This is a genomic window from Falsiroseomonas sp. E2-1-a20 (genome assembly GCF_051433195.1).
Classification (GTDB): domain Bacteria; phylum Pseudomonadota; class Alphaproteobacteria; order Acetobacterales; family Acetobacteraceae; genus Falsiroseomonas.
Map to the genome: position 1 here is coordinate 186,129 of NZ_JBHMFT010000003.1, position 16,483 is coordinate 202,611.

Sequence of the window (16,483 nt, forward strand, 5' to 3'; positions counted from 1 at the left end):
ATGGCCATCACTGTCATCCGCAATGCGGATCTCGTCGTCGCCTGGGATGCCTCGGCGCGGCAGCATGTGTACCTTCCCGACGCCGATGTGGCGTTCGAAGGCGGCACGCTGCGCTTCGTCGGCCGCAACTACGACGGCCCGGCGGAGGAGGAGATCAGCGGCAGCGGCTTGATGGTCATGCCGGGGCTGGTGAATATCCACTCGCATCCCTCAAGCGAGCCGATGAACAAGGGGCTGATCGACGAGATCGGCTCGCCCGGCCTGTACAATTCCTCACTGTACGAGTTCATGCCGATCTTTCGGGCGGATTCGGAGGCGGTGCCGAGTTGCGTCCGTGTCGCGCTGTCGGAACTGCTGCTGTCCGGCGTGACGACCGTCGCCGATCTCTCGATGGCGCATCCGGGCTGGCTCGACCTGCTGGGCGAATCCGGCATGCGGGTCTGCATCGCGCCGATGTTCAAATCGGCGAAGTGGTTCACCAAGAATGGCCATGTCGTCGAATATGAGTGGGACGAGGCCGCCGGCGAGAAGGCGATGGGGGAGGCGCTGGACCTCATCGAACGCGCGGAACAGCACGAAAGCGGCCGGCTGTTCGGCATGGTGGTGCCGGCGCAGATCGACACCTGCACCGACACGCTGCTGAAGGAGAGCTTCGAGGAAGCCAAAAAGCGTGGCGTCACCTGGCAGATCCACGCGGCGCAATCCGTGGTGGAGTTCCACGAGATCACGCGCCGCACCGGCAAGACGCCGATCGGCTGGCTCGACAGCATGGGGCTGCTGAGCGAGCGCAGCATCATCGGGCACGGCATCTTCCTGGATGACCACCCCTCCACCCGCTGGTGGACGGATACCGACATGAAGCGGCTGGCGGAAACCGGCACGACCGTCGCGCATTGCCCGACCGTGTTCGCGCGGCGCGGCATCACGCTGAAGCATTTCGGGCGCTACAAGCGCGCCGGCGTCAACATGGGCCTCGGCACCGACACCTACCCGCATAACATGCTCGATGAGATGCGGCTGGTGGCCTACCTCGCGCGCACCCAGGCGAACGACCCACGCAGCATGACGACGACGGAGTTGTTCGACGCGGCGACGATCGGCGGCGCGACCGCGCTGGGGCGCGAGGATATCGGGCGGCTCGCGGCCGGCGCGAAGGCGGACTTCGTGCTGGTCGACGTGACGCATCCGATGATGCGGCCGGGGCGTGATCCGGTGCGAAGCCTGGTCTACGCGGCCGGCGATCGCGCGGTGCGCGACGTGTATGTCGACGGCAACAAGGTGGTTGCCGACGGCAAGGTCACCACCATGGACTACCACGGCGCCGCCGCGCATCTGCACGAGGCGCAGAAGCGCATCATCGACAAGGCGCCGTCGCAGGATTGGGCGCATCGGCCGGTGGACCAGTCCTCCCCGCCCACGTTCCGGTGGTCATGAATCCTCTTCTCAAGATCGAGGGGCTGCGGACGGTGTTCCGCAGCTCCAACGGCGACATTGCCGCGGTGGATGGCGTGGATCTGGAAGTGCCGCGCGGCAAGACGCTGGGCATCGTCGGCGAATCCGGCTGCGGCAAATCCATGCTGTCGCTGTCGGTGATGCGGCTTGTGCCGCGGCCGGGTCGCGTCGCGGCCGGGCGCGTGCTGCTGGACGGGACCAACCTGCTGGACCTGCCGATGTCCGAAATGCGCAAGGTGCGCGGCGGCCAGGTGGCGATGATCTTCCAGGAGCCGATGACCAGCCTCAATCCCGTGCATCCCATAGGCATGCAGATCGTCGAGGCGATGCGTGCGCACGACACGAAGGCGGGCGGCAAGGAATTGCAGGAACGTGCGCTTGCGGCGCTCGACCGCGTGCGCATCCCGGCGCCGGCGCGGCGGTTCGAGGAGTTTCCGCACCAGCTTTCCGGCGGCATGCGCCAGCGCGTGATGATCGCGATGGCACTGGCGTGCCAGCCGAAGCTGCTGATCGCGGATGAGCCGACGACCGCGCTGGACGTGACGGTGCAGGCGCAGATCCTGGACCTGCTGAAGGACCTCCAGGCCGAAACGGGCATGTCCATCGTGCTGATCACGCACGACCTCGGCGTCATCGCGGAAATGGCTGATGAGGTCGCGGTGATGTATGCCGGGCGAATCGCGGAACGCGCATCGGCGGCCGGGTTGTTCGCCAGCCCGCAGCACCCCTACACCCTCGGCCTGCTCGGCTCCGTGCCGCGCCTGGACGAGACGCGCGACGAGTTGCTGGCGATCGAAGGCGCGGTGCCGCCGCCCTTCGCGCTGCCGAAGGGCTGCCGCTTCGCGCCGCGCTGCCCCTTCGCCATCGAGGCCTGCACGCGCGCACCGCCGCCGCTGGAGGAAGTGGCGCCGGGCCATTTCGCCGCCTGCATCCGCGCGCCCGTCGAGAACAGCATGGACCTCGCCGCATGACGACGCTGCTCGAGGTCGAGGGGCTGACCAAGCACTACCCGGTCCGCAAGGGCCTGGTGCTGGCGCGGCAGGTCGGCACGGTGCGCGCGGTGGATGGCGTGTCCTTCCGTATCGAGCGCGGCGAGACGCTGGCCATCGTGGGCGAGTCCGGTTGCGGCAAATCCACCACGGCACGGCTGGTGCTGCGGCTGATCGAGCCGACCGGCGGCACGGTGCGCTTCGATGGCAAGGAGGTTTCGGGCGCCGCGCTGCGCACGCTGCGGCGGCGGGTGCAGGTGGTGTTCCAGGACCCCTACGCCAGCCTCAACCCGCGGCTGCGCGTGGCCGATACCATCGCGGAGCCGATGGAGGTGCATGGCATCGGCACCGCGGCGTCCCGCGCGGCCCGGGTGAAGGAGCTGCTTGGCCTGGTCGGGCTCGCGCCGTTCCACGCGCAGCGCTACCCGCACGAGTTCAGCGGCGGCCAGCGCCAGCGCATCGGCATCGCCCGCGCGCTGGCGGTGCAGCCGGAGCTCATCATCTGCGACGAACCTGTCTCCGCATTGGATGTCTCCATCCAGGCGCAGGTGGTGAACCTGCTGAAGGACCTGCAGCGGCGCTTCGGCCTGTCCTACCTGTTCATCGCGCATGACCTGGCGGTGGTGCATCACATGGCCGACCGGGTGGCGGTGATGTATCTCGGGCAGATCGTGGAGAGCGCGCCGAAGCGGGCGATCTTCGATGCGCCGCTGCACCCCTATACGCGGGCGCTGCTGGCGGCGATCCCGCATCCGGACCCGCGGCGGCGCGGCATGGTGAAGCCGATCGGTGGCGACGTGCCGAGCCCGATGAACCCACCCTCCGGCTGCCGCTTCCACACGCGCTGCCCGCATGCCCAGCCGCGCTGTTCGGCGGAGATGCCGGCGCTGCGCGAACTCGCGCCGGGCCACACCGTCGCCTGCCACTTCGCCGAGGTCCTGCCGCCGCATGTCGGCGTGGACCAGGGCGGCATGTCCGCGGTCGCATCGCAGCGGCTCGCGCTGTATGCGGCGGCGAAGGCGCGGCGGGCTGACAGCAGGGCCGCGGCACCGTAGCCTCCGGCCGGACAGGCAGGGGGAAACGCGCATGATCGTGTCGCTGGTGGCACCGCGGCTGATGGTGATGGGTGGCGGCGCGGTGGCGAGGCTGGGGGAGGTGCTGGGCCAGCTCGGCCTGGCGCACCCGCTGGTGGTGACGGACCCCTTCATGGTGTCTTCCGGCCTGCTGGAACGCGCCCTGGCGCCGCTGCGGGCGGCGGGCATGGCCCCGGTGGTGTTCTCCGACACCGTCCCGGACCCGACGGATACGGTGATCGCGGCGGGGGTCGAGGCGTTCCGGGCCGGGCGGTTCGACTGTCTTGTTGGCTTCGGCGGCGGCAGCCCGATGGATACGGCAAAGGCCATCGCCATCCTCGCGGCCGCGCCACCGCTTGGGAAGATGCGCGACTTCAAGGTGCCGGCGGCGGCGAATGTCGGCGCGGTGCCGATCATCTGCGTGCCGACCACGGCCGGCACGGGCAGCGAGGCGACGCGCTTCACCGTGATCACGGACACCGAGACCGATGAGAAGATGCTCATCGCCGGCCTCGGCGCCCTGCCGCTCGCCGCCGTGGTGGACCATGAGCTGACCTTCGGCCTGCCGGCGCGCATCACGGCGGATACCGGCATCGACAGCCTGACCCATGCGCTGGAGGCCTTCGTCTCGGCCAAGGCGAATCCGGTGTCCGACGAATACGCGCGCGCTGCGATGCGCCTGATCGCGCCCAATCTTCGGAAGGTCTGGGCCAACCCGCAGGATGACGCGGCGCGGGAGGCGATGATGCGGGGCGCGACCCTGGCCGGCCTCGCCTTCAGCAATGCCAGCGTGGCGCTGGTGCATGGCATGAGCCGGCCGATTGGCGCGCATTTCCACGTTCCGCACGGCCTGTCCAACGCCATGCTGCTGCCGGCGGTGACCGAGTTCGGGCTGGAGGCGGCGCGCGGCCGCTATGCGGAGGCAGCGCGGGTGATGGGCGTGGCCTCGGCGGAGGAGGGCGACCAGGCGGCTGCGCGGCGGCTGGTGGAGGAATTGCGGGCGCTGAACCGCGACCTGGAGGTTCCGAGCCCGGCGAAGTGGGGCATCGATGCCGCGAAGTGGGACGGGCTGCTGCCGACGATGGCGCGGCAGGCGCTGGCCTCCGGCAGCCCGGGCAACAATCCGCGGGTCCCCGACGCGACGGAGATCGAGGCGCTGTACCGGCAGACCTATTCCGGCTGAGGCTCGGGCACCGCCGCCGCGCTCCACGCCGCGATCCAGGCGCGCAGCGCGGTGGGCGGCAGCGGGCGGCCGACGCCGAAGCCCTGCGCCAGGTCGCAGCCGGCGGCGGCGATGGCGCGCCAGATCTGCGTATCGGTCACGCCTTCGGCGATCACGACCATGCCGCGACGGCGGGCGTGGCGGACCACCTGTTCCACCTCCGCCCGGGCGCGGCGACTGGTCGGCATGGCGACGACCAGCTTGCGGTCCAGCTTCACGCCGACGAAGGGCAGGTCGAGCAGGAAGCGGCGGCCGTCATGGAGCGCGAGGTCGTCCACCAGCACCCCGAAGCCGGCATCGCGCAACCGCAGCAGGGCGCGGCGCAGCAGGGCGCGGTCGCGGACATGGGTGCTTTCCGTCAGTTCCAGCAGCAGGTCGGCAGGTGGCAGTCCGGATTGTGCCGCAAGCCGGCTCAGCCAGACGGGCAGGTCGGGTTTCAGCAATTCGGACAGCGGGATGTTGAAGGACAGGCGAATGTGCCGCCCCTGGCGCTGCGCCAGCAGTTCCGTCACGGCACGCCTGGCGACGGCCTGGGTCAGGGCGCGCGCCAACCCGGCGCATTCGGCCATCGGGATGAAATCGGCGGCGCCGAGGGCGGCGGTCGGGCGTTCCCAGCGGGCCAGCGCCTCGACCATCACCGGCCGGCGATCGGACAGGCGCACCATGGGCTGGAAGCGGACGGTGATCTCGCCGCGGGCCAGTCCTGCGGCGAGGGCGGCGGCATCGCTGGCCGGCGAATCATTGTCGGGAAGCCGACCGGCCAGGGCCGCGGCGAGACGCGCGCCCTCGGCGGGTGCCTGGCGCAGGCCGTATGGCGGCTCCTGACCTGGCCGGGTGACGATCACCACATCCGTGCCGTTGAAGGGGTCCCGTGCCGCGGTCATCAAGGCCAGGCTGCCGGCGCCGCTTTCGACCACGAGGTGGCTTGGTGCGGTTCCGGGTCCGACCATGCGGCTCAACGCCTCGGCGGAGGTGGTGACGAGCACGGGTGGAAGGCCGGCCAAACGGCGCGCAGCATCCCGCGTGGCGGCGATCACCAGCGGATCACTGGCAACCAGCAGCACCGTCCCCGGTTCCGTGCGCGCGCTTCCGGTGCGCCGGAGCATCAGTCGAACATCCTCCCGGCCGGATCGCCACCCTGTAGGGCGATCCGACGATGCGTATCACATAAACGAGATAAGTGAACCAACATTGCGACGTTATGATGACCCCAGGCCGCGGGACTCGCAACTGCCGGATGCGCTGTCATGCCCGGCGAGGCAACCAGGGTTCCTCATCCCATCGACGCCGCAGTTCCGCATCGGCACGGCCCAGAACTCCGCCCCAGGCTTCCGGACCGAGGAAGCGCGCGGCCTGGCCAAGTGCGGCGGACCGTTCGGCGAAATCCGGGTCGGTGGCGACGGCTTCCAGGCCCCGCAGAAGGGCGGCGCGGAAGCCCTCCGGTGCTGTCCGGTTCAGGGCAAAGCCGCGTTGGGCCGACGCCACCAGGTCCAGCTCCTGTTCACGCAGGGTCGGCACCTCCGGCAGCAACGGGCTGCGCAGCGCGGCGGCGAGACCGATGCCGTGCAGCTTGCCCTCCCGTAGCCAGGCAATGGCATCCGGCAACGGCAGCATGGCGGCGGCCACATGCCCGGAATGCGCGGCCTGCCGCGCGGCGGCGGCGGAGGGAAAGGCAAAGCGCGGCAGGTCGAGCCGGCCATCGAGGCGAGAGGCGGCATAGTGCCCGGCGCTGCCCGGTGCGGGGGTGCCGAGCGTGCCACGGTCCGCCAATGCCCGCAGCGCCGCGACGTTCTCCGGCCCGCCCGGGGCGCCGACGAGGATCATGCTCTCGGTGGTCACGGCGGCAAGTGGCGCGATGCGGGTGGCGGGAAAGGGCTGGCCGAGTTCCACGGCACGGGCCAGCAACAGCGGCGCGGTGATGACGCCGATCAGACGCTGGGACGTGTCGGCCTGCTCAAGGTGGCTGACCATGTCCAGCCCGTGCTGGCCGGGCAGGTTGCGCACCGCCAGGGTCAGGCGCGGCAGGGCGCGTTCCAGGAAGGGCGCGACGCCGCGTGCCCATTGGTCGACCGGGGAGCCGGGCCGGGCGCCGACCAGAAGCTCCGCCGGGTTGCGGCGGTCCGCCCGCGCCAGGGACGGCGTGGCAAGCCCGGCCAGCGCGGCGAGGGCGGTGCGGCGCGGCAGCCGGGCGGCGGTCACGTCGCCTGGGCCTGGCCAGCGGGCACGGCTTCCTTCGGGCGAAGCGACTTGGCGCCGGTGAACAGCACCACCGGCGCGCTGATGAAGATGGACGACATCGTGCTGAGCAGGATGCCGAACAGCATGGTCCAGGCGAAGCCCGACAGCGCATCGCCGCCGAACAGCGCCAGCGGCAGGGCCGAAAGAAACAACGTGACCGAGGTACCAAGCGTGCGGTTCATCGTCTCGTTGATCGAAAGATCGACCACGTCCCGCAGCGGCATCTGCTTGAACTTGCGCAGATTCTCCCGCATCCGGTCAAACACGACGACCTTGTCGTTCACCGAGAAGCCGACGATGGTCAGGATGGCAGCGATGGTCTGCAGGTTGAACTCGATCTGCGTGACGGCGAGGAAGCCGATGGCCTTGGTGGTGTCCAGGATCAGCGTGATGATGGCGGCGATGCCGAACTGCCATTCGAAGCGGAACCAGATGTAGAACAGCATCGCGACCAGGCTGATGCCGAGCGCGATCAGGCCGCCCCGGAACAGTTCGCTCGAGACGCGCTCGCCAACCGCCTCGACCCGCACCACCCGGGTGCCGGGGCTGGCGGCCTCCAGTGCGGCGCGGACGGCGGCGACGGCACGCTGGGTGCCGGCCTCGTCGCCCTGGACGGGCAGGCGGATCAGCACGGCATCGGGCGCACCGAACTGCTGCACGCCGACCTCGCCTATGTTCAGGGCGGAGGCGGCGCTGCGCAGCGTGGCGAGATCGGCCTCGCCGGGCGTGCGGACCTCCATGACGATGCCGCCCTGGAAGTCGATGCCGCGGGCGAGACCCGGATAGAAGGCCAGGATGACGGAGGCGGTGGACAGGATGGCCGAGAGCACCAGTCCGAACACCGCGCCCTTCATGAAGGGGATGCGGGAATCATCCGGAAAGAGGCGGAACAGCGGACGCGAAAGCAGGCGGAACATTTTCTTCGATCCTCAGACCGGGAGAGTCTGCGGGCGGCGGCGGCGGTACCAGGTGGCCACCATCAATCGCACCACCACCGTCGCCGTCCACATCTGCACCACGGTGCCGACGGCGACCGTGACGGCGAAACCCTTGATCGGGCCGCTGCCGAATCCGTACAGGCAGGCCATGGCGATCAGGTTGGTCAGGTTGCTGTCCATGATGGTGCCGGAGGCCTTGGTGAAGCCGAGCTCCAGCGCCGAGATCGGCGTGCGGCCGTTGCGCACTTCCTCCCGTATTCGCTCGTTGATCAGGATGTTGGCGTCGAGCGCGGTGCCCAGCGTCAGCACGATGCCGGCAATGCCGGGCAGGGTCAGCGTCGCGCCCATGACCGACAGAATGCCGATCATGATGACAAGGTTGGCCAGCAGCGCGATGTTGGCGAGCCAGCCGAAGAAGCCGTAGGCGAGGCCCATGTAGAGAAAGACGAAGCTGGCGCCGACCGCGAGCGAGATGATGCCGGCGCGGATCGCATCCGCCCCGAGTTCCGGCCCGACGGTTCGTTCCTCCACCACCGTCAGCGGCGCCGGCAGGGCGCCGGCGCGCAGCAGCACGGCCAGGTCGTTGGCGCCCTGCACGGTGAAGCTGCCGGAGATCTGGCCGCGGCCGCCGGTGATCGGCTCGCGGATGTTGGGTGCGGTGATGACCCGCTCATCCAGCACGATGGCGAAGGGGCGCCCGACATTCTGGCGGGTGACATCGGCGAAGCGGCGGGTGCCGATGCTGTCGAAGGTGAAGTTCACCACCCACTGCCCGGTGCTGTCCTGGCCGGCACGCGCATCGGTCAGGTTGGCGCCATCGACCTCGACCCGGCGGCGCACCGCGTAGCGGTCCTGGAACCGGTCGCCGGGCAGGAACATCGTGCCGGGCGGCGGCGTCGGCGCCTGCAGGTTCGCCGATTCGTCGAGCAGGTGGAAGGTCATGCGGGCGGTCTGGCCGAGGAGATCCTTGATGCGGGCCGGGTCTTCGACGCCGGGCAACTGGACCAGGATGCGGTTGGCACCCTGGCGGGCGATCAGCGCCTCGGCCACGCCGGTCTCGTCCACGCGGCGGCGCACGATCTCCAGCGACTGCTCCACCGCGTTGCCGGCCTTGGCGCGCAGCGCGACCTCGGTCAGCGTGGCGGAGACGACGCCATCGGAGGAGGTGGTGACCTCGATATCCGGCTGCTGCGCGCCGGCGCCGGCGGGCACCACGATGGCGGCCTCGCGCAGGATGCGGGCCAGGTCCTCGGCGCGGGCGGGGTCGGAGGCGCGGACGGAGACGCGACGCTCGGCCGGGTTGGCGGCGAGGCCGGTGTAGAGGATGCGCGGGGTGGCGGTGGCGGCGCCGCGGCGGGTGGTGTCCACCAGCGCTTCCAGGCGTTCGCGCACCATGGCGGAGGTATCGACCTCGAGCAGCAGGTAGCTGCCGCCGCGCAGGTCGAGGCCGAGGCTGATCTGGCGCGCCCAGTCCGGCAGCACGCTGCGCGGGAAGAAGTTGGGCAGGGATACCAGGATGCCGAGGAGGCAGACGCCGATGATGGCGAGCACCTTCCAGCGAGCGAAATACATCATGGACGCGGACCGGCCCCGAAAGTGATGGGAATCGTGATGGGGCGGCCGCCGGAACCCATCCGGGTGCGGCGCCGCCCGGCCGGAAGATGCGGCGCGGCCCCCCCTGATGCAAGCCCGCGCGAGGCGGCGTATCAATCGGCGGCTGGTGGAAAGGGTTTTGCGCGATGGAATTGCGGGTGGCGGTGCTCGGCGCGGGGCATTTCGGTCGGTTCCACGCGTTGAAGGCCGCCCGCGGCGGCGGGCGCCTGCGGCTGGTGGCGCTGCACGATGCCGATCCGGCGCGGGCCGAAGTGGTCGCCGCAGAGTGCGGCGTGCCGGCGCTGGGCGCGGCCGAGGCGATCGAGGCGGCGCAGGCCGTGATCGTCGCGGCGCCGACGCGCTTCCATGCGGCGTTGGGCCGGCAGGTGCTTCGGGCCGGGCGGCACCTGTTCATGGAGAAGCCGATCGCGGCGACACTCGTCGAGGCTGACGAGCTGGCCCGGCTGGCCGCGGAGCGCGGACTGGTGCTGCAGGTGGGCCATATCGAGCGGTTCTCGGCGGCGTTCCGGGCGGTTGTCGCGGCGCAGGACGGCGCGCGGGCGGTGCATTGGGAGGCGCTGCGGGTGGCACCCTTCCGGCCGCGCTCGCTGGATGTCTCGGTGGTGCTCGACCTGATGATCCACGACATCGACCTGGTGCTGAAGCTGGCCGGCGACGTGCCGGAGACGATCGAGGCGGTGGGCGGGCGCGTTGCCTCGGAGCATGCGGATTTCGCGGTGGCGCGGCTGGGGTTCTCGGGCGGGCGCGCGGCGACCATCACCGCGTCGCGCGTCTCCCTGGCGATGGAGCGGCGGCTGCGGGTGCTGGGCAGCGAGGGGGAGATGAACGTGGATTTCCTCGGCCGCAGCCTGGCGGTGCTGCGGCGTGGCGGGGCGGAGGCGGTGGCGACGATGCCGGGCTACGGCATCGAGCGGGCCGGCTGGACCGACCATGACAGCCTGGAAGCGGAACAGGCCGGCTTCGCGGCGGCCTGCCTGGATGGCGTGGCGCCGGAAGTGGGCGCGCCGGAGGGACGGGCCGCGCTGGCGGTGGCGCTGGCGGTGGAGGCGGCGATTGCCTGAGGTCGGGCGCGCCGAACTCCGACCCGCGGCGCGGTGCGCCGAGCGGCCGGATGGCCGCCGCGGCTTATGCCGCGAAGCCAAGGGACGCGGATGCGGCCCGCCCGGCGTTTCAGGGGCACGAAGGTGCAGCCTTCGTGCCTACGATTTGATCAGCGCGCCGGCCGCAGCCGCCGCCAGGCCGGGATCAGCGCCTTCTCCACCACCGGCACAAGCGCCGCGCCGAGGATCAGGCCGAGGATGCCGGAGCCGAGCGCGGTGACGAACCAGCCGGCAAGTCCGCCGATGGCGGGCATCGCGGCGGCGGCCGCATCGCTGGCCACATGGAGCGCATGCGCCGGGCCGGTGATGCCGTATTCCTCCAGCCCGTGCAGGATGATGCCGCCGCCGACCCAGACCATGGCGGCGGTGCCGACGATGGCCAGCCCCTGCAACAGATAGGGCATGCCGAGCACGATGCCGCGCCCCAGCGCACGCACCGGGGCGCTGCTGGTCTGCGCCAGGGCGATGCCCGCATCGTCGGCCTTCACGATCAGCGCGACGGCGCCGTAGACCACGATGGTGATTCCGATGCCGACCACGGCGAGCACCGCGGCCTGGCCGAAGAACGTCGCCTCCGGCACCGTCGCAAGAGTGATCGCCATGATCTCGGCGGAGAGGATGAAGTCTGTCTGGATGGCGCTGGCGACCTTCTGGTCCTCCAGCGTCCGGTCGCCCTCCGCAAGGCCAGGGGATTGCGAAATGGTCATCCCGTGGTGCGGCAGGATCGCCTCGATGACCTTCTCGGCACCCTCGAAGCACAGATAGGCGCCGCCCAGCATCAGCAGCGGCGTGATCGCCCAGGGGGCGAGCAGGCTCAGCGCCAGCGCTCCCGGCAGCAGGAAAATAAGCTTGTTCTTCAGCGACCCCCAGGCGATGCGGCCCACGATGGGCAACTCGCGCGCCGCGGCAAAGCCGACGACGTAGCGCGGCGTGACGGCGGCATCGTCGATGACCACGCCGGCCGCCTTGGCGCCGGCCTTCATCGCCTGCGCGCCGATGTCGTCCAGCGAGGCGGCGGCGACCTTGGCGAGCGCCGCGATATCGTCCAGCAGGGCAATCAGGCCGACGCTCATGGGTGATCCTCGATGGCTTGCAGGATGATGGCGGCAGCGGCGGCGCTGGGCAGGCCCTCGGGCGGGCGCAGCCGGGCCAGGACATCCTCGAACGCCGCGCGTTGGGTTGCGGCGGCATCGGCGCTGGTCAACAGGGTGGCAAGGGCGTCGGACAGCGCCTCCGGCGTCGCATCCTGCTGCAGGTACTCGGGCACGACGGCGCGCTCCGCCAGAAGGTTCACCAGGCTGGCGAAGGGCACGCGGACCAGGCGGCGGACGATGGCGGCGGTGATCGGGTTGACCTTGTAGGCGACCAGGTGCGGCACGCCGGCCGTCGCCATCTCCAGGCTGGAGGTGCCGGATTTGATCAGGCCGGCGTCCGCCGCCGCGAAGGCATCGTGCTTGCCTGAATTGTCGGTGATGAGGATGGGCCTCACCGGCCAATCCGCCGTGCCGGCGCGCACCGCCTCCGCCACCACCGGCGAGACCGGCAGGGCGGCGACGAGGTTGGGGACGCGCTGCGCCAGCAGGCGGAGGGTGGCGCCGAACACCGGCAGCAGGCGGCGCACCTCGATCCGGCGGCTGCCGGGCATGACCACCAGGATGCGCGATTCGGGCGACAGGGCGTGGGCCGCGCGGAAGCGGGCGGCGTCGCCGGCATCGACGCCGGATTCCAGCACCGGGTGGCCGACGAAGCTGGCGGGGATGCCTGCGGCCTCGAAGATCACCGGCTCGAAGGGCAGCAGGCACAGGATGCGGTCGACCCGCGCGCGGATCTTGGCGACGCGGCCGGGGCGCCAGGCCCAGATCTGCGGGGCGACGTAGTGGATCAGCGGGATGCCGAGCGGCTTCGTGCGCTCTGCCAGTCGCAGGGTGAAGCCGGGGCTGTCGATGGTGACGATGACGGCGGGGCGGCGGGCGGTGATGTCGGCCTCCGTCTCGCGCAGGCGGCGGGCGAGGCGGAGGATGTTGGGCAGCACCTCGATCAGGCCCATCAGGGCGAGTTCGCGCATCGGGAACAGGGTGGCGAAACCCTGCTCGGCCATGCGGTCGCCGCCGATGCCGGCAAAGGTGAGGGAGGGGTCGCGGGCGCGCAGCGCGGCGATCAGGCGGGCGCCGAGCACGTCGCCGGAGGCCTCGCCGGCCACGAGGTAGATCAGCGTCATGCGAAATGCGCCGGCTGCGGCGGCGGGACCGGGCGGCGGGGCCAGTCGCGATGGTTGCGGACGGCGCCGTGGTCCCGGACCTGGGTGATCAGGGCCGGGTCCAGCGTGTGGAACAGCCAGCCGGGCGCGTCCATCTCGCCCGCCGCGACAACACCGGATTCGGGGAAGCCGCGATCCGGCGGGGCGAAGATGGCGGCGTGGCCGTGGTTCTCATCGAGTGCCACGGACCAGGGGGCGAGGCCGACCGTGGGCGTGATGGCGACGAAGCACTGGTTCTCCAGCGCCCGCGCCGCGGCGCCGATGCGGACCCGGGCAAAGCCGTGCAGGCTGTCGGTGCAGGAGGGGGCGAGGATCAGCCAGGCGCCGGCCTCGACCTGGGCGCGGACATGCTTCGGGAATTCCACGTCGTAGCAGATGGAGATGCCGATGCGGCCCCAGGGCGTGTCGAACACCGCCGGCGGGGCGCCGGAGGCGACGCCCCAGCGCTCCGCCTCGAAGCGGGTCATCGCCTGCTTGTCCTGGAAGGCGAGGCGGCCCTCCGGATCGATCAGCGGCGCGCGGTTGATGACGCGGCCGCCGGGGGCGCGCATGGGCAGGGTTCCGGGCAGCAGCCAGAGGCCGGCGCGGCGGGCGGCGGCGCGCATCCCGGCCAGGATGGCGTCGGCATGGGCGACCATGGCGGCGAGTTCGGTGGCCTCATCCGGCGCCCCGCCGGCGAGGGCGGCGCCGAGTTCGACGCAGGCATATTCGGGCAGCACGCAGAGGTCGGCCTGGCCGCGCGCCTGGTCCAGCCAATGGTCCAGCTTGGTCCTGAAGGCGGCGACGGAAGCGGGGCGCTCGATGGGCCAGGCGAGCAGGCCGAGGCGCAGCGGGCTCAAAGCGACTTGGTCCAGAATGCGAGGTCGTGGGCGATTTCAGTGGTTTCGCCAACTTCCTTCCAGGCGAAGCTCACGTTCAGGTCCGGGTCCGGCGCGTAGCCCCGCTTGCGCCAGAAGGCGTCGAGCGCGGTATAGCCGGGCGGGCGGCGCGGGTCGGCCGGGTCGCGGATCACGGCGCAGAAGGCGGCTTCGGGCAGACCCAGCGAGCGGGCATGCGCCTCGCGGTCCAGGAAGAAGCGCACGCCGGCACCCTGGCCGCGGTAGGACGGCAACAGGACCGACTCGCCAAAATAGCAGAAGCGGGCGGGGTCCAGGCCGGCGGCGCGGAAGGCGGCGGGGACCGGGGGGTGGCTCTGCGGCATGGGCTGGCAGGTGGCGGCGCCGACCACCGTGTCGCCATCGTGGCACACGACGATGGCGGCACCGGGGCTTTCGGCATAGGCGCGCAGGTAGCCCTGCTCATACTCCGCGTCGCCCTCATACAGGTAGGGCCACTCGCGGAACACGGCGATGCGCAGGCCGGCGAGGGCGGGCAGCAGCGGGTGCAGCGCGGGGCCGGACAGGGTCTCGAAGCTCAGGTGGATTTCCGCCATGCCGCGATGCATAGGGGGCCGGATGCTGGCGGGAAAGAGCGCAGTCGTGGACGTCGAGGCGATGGGACTGCTGGCCGGAGCGATGACGACGGCGGCCTTCGTGCCGCAGGCGTGGAAGACCTGGCGGACGCGCTCAGCGCGGGATTTCAGCCTGGCGCTGCTGGTGCTGCTGGTCGTCGGCAATTCGCTGTGGCTGGCCTATGGCGCGCTGGTGGGGTCGGCGGGCCTGGTCGCGGCCAATCTGGTGACGGTGCCGCTGACGGCGTCCATCCTGTGGGTGAAGCTCGTCAGGGGTTAACGCCGGGCCAGCACCGCGTCGATGAAGATCTGGGTGGCGCCGAGGTAGCCGGCGGGGTCGGTCAGTTTCGCAAGGCCGGCGGCATCGAGCGTGACGCCGGGGTCACGGGCGAGCGCCTCGGCCAGTGGGATGCGCTCCGCCATCGCCGCGTCGCAGGCATGGTGCACGGCGTCATGCGCCCGGTTGCGGCCGAGCAGTGGGGCGAGGCCCATCATCACCGCCTCCGCCATCATCAGGCCGCCCGATTCGTCCAGGTTGCGGCGCATGCGGGCGGCATCGACGGTGACGCCCTCCGCCAGGAACACCGCCTGGGCCAGGGCACCATGCGTGTAGAGGAAGATCTGCGGCAAGGCGAGTTGTTCGACCTGCTGGCCGCCGGCGCCGCGCTCATGCTCATGCGCCATGGCCCCGAGCACCTGGGGCAGCAGGGTCTGCGCGGCGCGGGCCTGGGCGATGACGTATTCGCAGGCGATCGGGTTGCGCTTCTGCGGCATGGTTGAACTGCCGCCGCGACCGGGCGCGCTGGGCTCGGCGGCTTCCGCGACCTCGGATTGCATCAGCAGCAGGATATCGGTGGCCGGCTTCGCCAGCGTGCCGCACAGCATCGCCAGCCAGCAGGCGGCTTCCGCCATGCCGTCGCGGGCGACGTGCCAGGGGATGGCGGGCAGGGCGAGATCGAGTTCGCGCGCCAACTCGCGCTGCACCGCGGGGCCGTGCTCGCCGAGCGAGGCCAGCGTGCCGACGGCGCCGCCGAATTGCAGCCGCAGGATGCGCGGCAGCGCCTGGGCCAGGCGGTCGCGCATGGTGATAAGCGGGTCGAGCCAGGTGGCGGCCTTGTGGCCGAAGGTGGTGGGCAGGGCCTGCTGCGCATGGGTGCGGCCGGGCATCACGGTATGGCGGTGGGTGTGGGCGAGGCGGGCGAGGGCCTCGATCAGGCGGTCGAGGTCGGTGGCGATCAGGGTGAAGGCCTGGCGCATCTGCAGCACGAAGGCGCTGTCCGTGATGTCCTGGGTGGTGGCGCCCCAATGGGTCCAGCGGCCGGCCTCGGCGCCGGCGGCGGCGGAGAGCTGCTTGACCAGACCGACGACCGGAAAGCCGGTGTTGCGGGTGGCGAGGGCGAGGGCCGGGATGTCCAGCATCTCGTACCGCGCGACGGCGGTGATGGCGACGGCGGCCTCGGCGGGGATCAGGCCGAGGCGGGCCTGCGCCCGGGCGAGCGCGGCCTCGACGTCCAGCATGGCCTGGAGGAAGGCGCGCTCGCCGATGGCGGCGCGCATCGCATCGGTGCCGAAGACGGCGCCGAAGACGGGGCCGTCGGCGGGGGAGACGGTCACAGGTCGAGGAAGACGGTTTCGTCCGCGCCCTGCAACCGGATGTCGAGGCGCCAGGTGCCGGGGGCTTCCGGTCGGGCGAGCAGGGTGACGCGGCGTTCCGCGGGAACCAGGTTCAGGATCGGGTCCTCGGCGTTGCGGGGTTCGTCTGCGAAGTACACGCGGGTGGTGACGTGCTTCATCAGGCCGCGGGCGAAGATGGTGAGCGCGATGTGCGGCGCCTGGGTGGCGTTGCCGGGGCCAGGCACGGGGCCGGGCTTGAGCGTGGTGAAGCGGAACTGCCCGTCCGCGTCGCTGGCGCAGCGGCCGAAGCCGTGGAAGCCGGGGCCGTAGCGCCCATCCGGGCCGGCCTGCCAGATCTCCACCAGCGCATCGGCGCAGGCGGCGCCGTCGCCATCGGTGATGCGGCCGGTCAGGGTGATGCGCTCGCCCTCCGCGCCCGCATTCGGGCCGCTGGCGCGCAGCAGGTCCGCCCACTCGGGAAAATCGATCATGTGCCAGTAGGGGCCGGCGGTCTGGCTGGCTGTGGCGGCGGTCAT

The 16,483-nt window shown here is 71.2% G+C and carries 16 protein-coding genes; 6 read left to right on the plus strand and 10 right to left on the minus strand.

Going from position 1 to position 16,483, the window contains the following annotated elements; all coding sequences use genetic code 11:
* From ACFHPP_RS05440 to ACFHPP_RS05455, 4 genes are read left to right on the plus strand one after another with little or no spacing between them, the layout of a single operon-like run.
* A complete protein-coding gene (locus tag ACFHPP_RS05440; RefSeq protein ID WP_437162249.1) occupies nucleotides 1-1,434 on the plus strand; it encodes an amidohydrolase family protein in 1,434 nt (477 codons plus the stop codon).
* The gene (locus ACFHPP_RS05445; protein WP_437162250.1) at nucleotides 1,431-2,423 is read left to right on the plus strand and encodes an ABC transporter ATP-binding protein; all 993 of its coding nucleotides are present in this window, start codon (nucleotides 1,431-1,433) and stop codon (nucleotides 2,421-2,423) included. The genes ACFHPP_RS05440 and ACFHPP_RS05445 overlap by 4 nt, the downstream gene beginning before the upstream one ends.
* Nucleotides 2,420-3,496, plus strand: a complete 1,077-nt coding sequence (locus tag ACFHPP_RS05450) for an ABC transporter ATP-binding protein (protein WP_437162251.1) — start codon at nucleotides 2,420-2,422, stop codon at nucleotides 3,494-3,496. The genes ACFHPP_RS05445 and ACFHPP_RS05450 overlap by 4 nt, the downstream gene beginning before the upstream one ends.
* Nucleotides 3,497-3,527: 31 nt before the next feature.
* Nucleotides 3,528-4,697 (plus strand): iron-containing alcohol dehydrogenase, encoded by a 1,170-nt coding sequence (locus ACFHPP_RS05455; protein ID WP_437162252.1) that lies wholly within the window; start codon nucleotides 3,528-3,530, stop codon nucleotides 4,695-4,697.
* Here the strand turns inward: ACFHPP_RS05455 and ACFHPP_RS05460 are convergent.
* The 4 genes from ACFHPP_RS05460 to secD form a co-directional block, all read right to left on the minus strand.
* Nucleotides 4,685-5,842: an EAL domain-containing protein gene (locus tag ACFHPP_RS05460; RefSeq protein WP_437162253.1), complete on the minus strand. Its 1,158-nt coding sequence runs from the start codon at nucleotides 5,840-5,842 to the stop codon at nucleotides 4,685-4,687. The genes ACFHPP_RS05455 and ACFHPP_RS05460 overlap by 13 nt on opposite strands.
* A gap of 139 nt (nucleotides 5,843-5,981) precedes the next feature.
* Complete coding sequence (locus tag ACFHPP_RS05465; RefSeq protein ID WP_437162254.1) at nucleotides 5,982-6,935, minus strand: Bug family tripartite tricarboxylate transporter substrate binding protein; 954 nt, start codon at nucleotides 6,933-6,935, stop codon at nucleotides 5,982-5,984.
* Nucleotides 6,932-7,882 carry a protein translocase subunit SecF gene (gene secF / locus ACFHPP_RS05470; protein WP_437162444.1) on the minus strand — a complete coding sequence of 317 codons (951 nt, stop codon included), beginning with the start codon at nucleotides 7,880-7,882 and terminating at the stop codon, nucleotides 6,932-6,934. The genes ACFHPP_RS05465 and secF overlap by 4 nt, the downstream gene beginning before the upstream one ends.
* Nucleotides 7,883-7,903: 21 nt before the next feature.
* Nucleotides 7,904-9,487 (minus strand): protein translocase subunit SecD, encoded by a 1,584-nt coding sequence (secD, locus tag ACFHPP_RS05475; protein ID WP_437162255.1) that lies wholly within the window; start codon nucleotides 9,485-9,487, stop codon nucleotides 7,904-7,906.
* A 164-nt stretch (nucleotides 9,488-9,651) separates the two neighbouring features.
* On the opposite strand from secD, the gene ACFHPP_RS05480 reads away from it, so the two are divergent.
* Nucleotides 9,652-10,587: a Gfo/Idh/MocA family protein gene (locus ACFHPP_RS05480; protein ID WP_437162256.1), complete on the plus strand. Its 936-nt coding sequence runs from the start codon at nucleotides 9,652-9,654 to the stop codon at nucleotides 10,585-10,587.
* 149 nt (nucleotides 10,588-10,736) lie between these two features.
* On the opposite strand, the gene ACFHPP_RS05485 is transcribed toward ACFHPP_RS05480, so the two are convergent.
* The 4 genes from ACFHPP_RS05485 to ACFHPP_RS05500 are packed head-to-tail and all read right to left on the minus strand — an operon-like array spanning nucleotide 10,737 to nucleotide 14,315.
* The gene (locus tag ACFHPP_RS05485) at nucleotides 10,737-11,699 is read right to left on the minus strand and encodes a DUF808 domain-containing protein (protein WP_437162257.1); all 963 of its coding nucleotides are present in this window, start codon (nucleotides 11,697-11,699) and stop codon (nucleotides 10,737-10,739) included.
* Complete coding sequence (gene lpxB, locus ACFHPP_RS05490) at nucleotides 11,696-12,844, minus strand: lipid-A-disaccharide synthase (RefSeq protein ID WP_437162258.1); 1,149 nt, start codon at nucleotides 12,842-12,844, stop codon at nucleotides 11,696-11,698. The genes ACFHPP_RS05485 and lpxB overlap by 4 nt, the downstream gene beginning before the upstream one ends.
* The gene (locus tag ACFHPP_RS05495) at nucleotides 12,841-13,722 is read right to left on the minus strand and encodes a carbon-nitrogen hydrolase family protein (RefSeq protein WP_437162259.1); all 882 of its coding nucleotides are present in this window, start codon (nucleotides 13,720-13,722) and stop codon (nucleotides 12,841-12,843) included. The genes lpxB and ACFHPP_RS05495 overlap by 4 nt, the downstream gene beginning before the upstream one ends.
* Complete coding sequence (locus ACFHPP_RS05500) at nucleotides 13,719-14,315, minus strand: GNAT family N-acetyltransferase (protein WP_437162260.1); 597 nt, start codon at nucleotides 14,313-14,315, stop codon at nucleotides 13,719-13,721. Before ACFHPP_RS05500 ends, ACFHPP_RS05495 begins: the two co-directional genes overlap by 4 nt.
* A gap of 46 nt (nucleotides 14,316-14,361) precedes the next feature.
* Between ACFHPP_RS05500 and ACFHPP_RS05505 the strand changes: the two genes are divergently transcribed.
* On the plus strand, nucleotides 14,362-14,613 hold the full coding sequence (locus ACFHPP_RS05505; RefSeq protein ID WP_437162261.1) for a SemiSWEET family sugar transporter: 252 nt from the start codon (nucleotides 14,362-14,364) through the stop codon (nucleotides 14,611-14,613).
* Here ACFHPP_RS05505 and pcaB read toward each other — a convergent pair.
* Complete coding sequence (gene pcaB, locus ACFHPP_RS05510; RefSeq protein WP_437162262.1) at nucleotides 14,610-15,947, minus strand: 3-carboxy-cis,cis-muconate cycloisomerase; 1,338 nt, start codon at nucleotides 15,945-15,947, stop codon at nucleotides 14,610-14,612. The two genes, ACFHPP_RS05505 and pcaB, sit on opposite strands and share 4 nt — an antisense overlap.
* Nucleotides 15,944-16,483: a protocatechuate 3,4-dioxygenase subunit alpha gene (gene pcaG, locus ACFHPP_RS05515; RefSeq protein ID WP_437162263.1), complete on the minus strand. Its 540-nt coding sequence runs from the start codon at nucleotides 16,481-16,483 to the stop codon at nucleotides 15,944-15,946. The genes pcaB and pcaG overlap by 4 nt, the downstream gene beginning before the upstream one ends.

Excerpts from the sequence above, each read along its gene's own strand:
- secD (WP_437162255.1), bottom strand. The coding sequence starts at position 9,487 with ATGATGTATTTCGCTCGCTGGAAGGTGCTCGCCATCATCGGCGTCTGC.
- lpxB (WP_437162258.1), bottom strand. The coding sequence starts at position 12,844 with ATGACGCTGATCTACCTCGTGGCCGGCGAGGCCTCCGGCGACGTGCTC.
- ACFHPP_RS05455 (WP_437162252.1), top strand. The coding sequence starts at position 3,528 with ATGATCGTGTCGCTGGTGGCACCGCGGCTGATGGTGATGGGTGGCGGC.
- pcaG (WP_437162263.1), bottom strand. The coding sequence starts at position 16,483 with ATGACCGCCGCCACAGCCAGCCAGACCGCCGGCCCCTACTGGCACATG.
- ACFHPP_RS05500 (WP_437162260.1), bottom strand. The coding sequence starts at position 14,315 with ATGGCGGAAATCCACCTGAGCTTCGAGACCCTGTCCGGCCCCGCGCTG.
- ACFHPP_RS05485 (WP_437162257.1), bottom strand. The coding sequence starts at position 11,699 with ATGAGCGTCGGCCTGATTGCCCTGCTGGACGATATCGCGGCGCTCGCC.
- ACFHPP_RS05440 (WP_437162249.1), top strand. The coding sequence starts at position 1 with ATGGCCATCACTGTCATCCGCAATGCGGATCTCGTCGTCGCCTGGGAT.
- ACFHPP_RS05460 (WP_437162253.1), bottom strand. The coding sequence starts at position 5,842 with ATGCTCCGGCGCACCGGAAGCGCGCGCACGGAACCGGGGACGGTGCTG.
- ACFHPP_RS05450 (WP_437162251.1), top strand. The coding sequence starts at position 2,420 with ATGACGACGCTGCTCGAGGTCGAGGGGCTGACCAAGCACTACCCGGTC.
- ACFHPP_RS05445 (WP_437162250.1), top strand. The coding sequence starts at position 1,431 with ATGAATCCTCTTCTCAAGATCGAGGGGCTGCGGACGGTGTTCCGCAGC.
- ACFHPP_RS05480 (WP_437162256.1), top strand. The coding sequence starts at position 9,652 with ATGGAATTGCGGGTGGCGGTGCTCGGCGCGGGGCATTTCGGTCGGTTC.